Here is a 2,969-nt window from a genome sequence, read left to right on the forward strand (position 1 = left end):
GCCAGGGCCCTCGTACCGCTCAGGCCTGGGCCCTGTGAATCTTCCAGAGGCCGACGTCCGAGCTGCGGTTGAAGTACGCGTTGGTGCACAGGTCGTACTTGCCGCCGGAGGCCGTGGTCGTGTGGTTCGTCTCCAGGAATCCGCCGTTGTCGCCGTAGAGGTTCCACAGGTGGACGATGTCGCCCGCCCTGACCTTCTGGTCGGCCGGACTGGAGGTCTGCGCGAAGATCCGCCAGCGACCGGTGCCCGCCGCGCGGTCCCGCGCCTCGGACGTGCTCACGTCATACTTGGCGCCGGCGGCCTTCTGGGGGTCGCTGGCATGCCCGTTGGTGTCGAGATACCCGCCGTCACCCCCGTACAAATTACGCAGATACACGACGTCACCGCTGACCACCGGCTGCCCGGCCGCCTTGCCGGACGCGGAGAGCACCTCCCAGGTGCCGGTGCCCTTGGCGCGGGAGGGCGTGTCGGTGGTGGACACCTGGTACTTGCCGCCCGAAGCGGTGCTGTGCCCGTTGGTGTCGAGATAGCCGCCCTGCCAGCTGTTGTAGCCGTTCTGGAGATGGATCTGGTCGCCGTACTTCAGCTCGTTCGCCATCGGGCCTTTTCCCTTCCGTGGACGACACAGAACGCGCCCCTGCCCGGCGGGCCGTGCCCGGTGCCCGGCGGGGACAGCAGCCATCCTGGCAACTCGGCCGACATCCGCGACCCACTACGCGAAACCTGGCGAAAACTCGTGTCACTCACTTCAGGCCATGAACCGGACACGGGGTGCGTGGCGTGAGGTCCATGAGGATGTCGTCGGCCGCCCAGAGGACGAACCGTTCGACCGGCGTCACCTCATGGCCCGGCGCGGGCCGGAACCGGAACCGCTTGAGCAGTACGGCAAGCGTCAGCTCGGCCTCCGTCATCGCCAGGCCTGCCCCCTCGCAGCTGCGCGGCCCGAGTCCGAACGGGACGTAGGCGAACCTCGGCCGTTCCGCGGCCTCTTCCGGGGTGAACCGCTCGGGCCGGAAGGCCTCGGGTTCGGGCCAGTGGGCGGGGTTCATGTGGAGGGCCCAGAAGGGGTAGAAGACCGTGGTACCGGCCGGAATCACATACTGGTCCCCTGCGGACGGGTGGTGGAGGGCAAGGTCCTCGGTCGTCTCCCTGGCGCCGTAGGGGCCGGGCGGGTAGAGCCGCATGGACTCCTTGAGGACCATCTCCAGGTACGTGAGCCGGCGCAGGTCGGCGTAGTCGGGCACCGCGCGGTCGCCGAGGACCCGCTCCAGCTCGTCGGCGACGCGTGCGGCCACGTCGGGGTGGCGCCCCAGCAGGTGCAGGGTCCAGGAGACGGCGACACCGGTGGTGTGGTGGGCGGCGAGCATCGTCACCATGACGGTGTCGCGGATCCGCGCGGGCCGCTCACCGGCGTCGACGAGCGCCCCGATGAGATCGCTCCGGTCGCCGGTCCGCCCGCCGGAGCGGTGCGCGGCGATCAGCCGGTCGACGGTGGCGCGCAGCGAGGCAAGGGCGTCGGCGGCCGACTCCCCGCCCTCGGTGAGGACCCGCTCGAACGCGCCGATGACCTCGCCCGGCTCCACGAGATCGGAGGCGGCGGCGCCGCCGAGCGCGTACGCGCAGATCATCCGCAGCGAGAGGGCGGTGAGGTCCCTCTGCAGCGCGACGGGCGATCCGCGGCGGGCCTGCTCGTCCCAGCGGTCGGCGAGGTCGGTCACGAGCGCGGCGAACGAGGCGAAGTGCCGCTCGTGGGAGGGCCGCCCGGCCAGCACGGACAGCAGCAGCCGCCGCCAGGGCGCATGCTCCTCGGCGTCCAGCACCTGTAAGTTCCCGGCCTCGCACAGGGGAGCCAGAAAGTCGAAGAGCCGCGCTGGCCGCTTGTTCACATGAGCGGTGGCCTCCAGCAGGACGGGATCGGCGACGGACACGGCCACCCCGGCGCCGGGCAGCTGGAACCGGGCGACGGGCCCGTACCGCTCATGCAGCCACAACTGATACCGGTGCAGCCCACCGGCCTCGGCAATGGCCCCGACCCCACCGTCGTCCCGCAACGCGGGCCCAGGAGCCGGAACCGGAACCGGATCGCGCATCAAGCCCCCTCCTCACCCCCGCACGTCACTCCCCGGTCGTCTTCTCCACCAGCGCGCTGTACGTCAGCTGCAGCGCATCCGCCCCGGCCAGCGCGGTGAGCGCCCCCATGGCGGTGCGGGTGCCGCGTGGCCAGAGGAGTTGCCCCGCGGTGAGGGTCGAGGCCACCCAGACGCTCACGCAGAACGGGCAGGTCAGCAGCTCGCCGACCGTGTCCTTGGCGCCGTCGGACCGCGCCTCCTCGTGCAGCTCGGCGGGCCCCTCCGGGCCCTCGTACGTGGTGAAGGGGGCCCTGAGCGGGCTGGTCACCGACGCCTTGGTCAGCAGTCGGCTCAGCCGGAAGGTCGCCACCGCCGTCAGCGCCACGTCCCAGGGCACGGGCTTGTCCGGCAGCGGACGGCCACGCATCTTGACCACCGTCGCCCACCCCGCCGTATAGACGCCAAAGGCCGTCATGGCCACCAGATAGCCGCGCAGCGGGCGGCCTTCCCCCGCCGAGTACGTACGTTCGGTGCGTCGCAGCCGTCGCCTCAGGCGCTCCGCGAGACGGCTGTCAATTGCCATGCCCAAGGCCTCAGTCCTCTTCTGCCCGTTCTGCCCGTTCTGTTCGCTTCGGTGCCCGGTCCGCTTCACGGTCGACCGACTTGTTCTCAGGCGGAGAGTCCCCCCACGGGCAGGGGACAAACAGCCGCTCCAAAGGGCACTTTCGCCCCCTGGCCGAGGCACCGCTTTCGCCCCCTGGCCGACCGAACACCCGTGCCCGGCCGGCCAGGCAGTCGCGCGGTCAATCCTTGCCCATGGCTTTGCGCACGGCGTCCTTGGTGCGGTCCATGAGGGCGGCCACGGGCCCGAGAGCCACGTTCTTCGCCCCGGACTCGACG

3 protein-coding genes and 1 pseudogene are annotated in these 2,969 nt (G+C 71.1%); all 4 read right to left on the reverse strand.

What is annotated here, in order from left to right; all coding sequences use genetic code 11:
• Positions 1–19 precede the first annotated feature (19 nt).
• Entirely contained in the window at positions 20–598 is a 579-nt protein-coding gene (locus GKQ77_RS30965; RefSeq protein WP_219692435.1) for a hypothetical protein, read from the reverse strand.
• Between the two features lie 145 nt (positions 599–743).
• Complete coding sequence (locus tag GKQ77_RS30970; protein ID WP_219692436.1) at positions 744–2,090, reverse strand: cytochrome P450; 1,347 nt, start codon at positions 2,088–2,090, stop codon at positions 744–746.
• A gap of 25 nt (positions 2,091–2,115) precedes the next feature.
• Complete coding sequence (locus tag GKQ77_RS30975) at positions 2,116–2,652, reverse strand: DUF1360 domain-containing protein (protein ID WP_219692437.1); 537 nt, start codon at positions 2,650–2,652, stop codon at positions 2,116–2,118.
• A gap of 220 nt (positions 2,653–2,872) precedes the next feature.
• Positions 2,873–2,969: pseudogene (locus GKQ77_RS33750) on the reverse strand (hemerythrin domain-containing protein); the annotation flags it as partial.

The organism is Streptomyces anatolicus (assembly GCF_019400875.1).
Taxonomy (GTDB): Bacteria; Actinomycetota; Actinomycetes; order Streptomycetales; family Streptomycetaceae; genus Streptomyces; species Streptomyces anatolicus.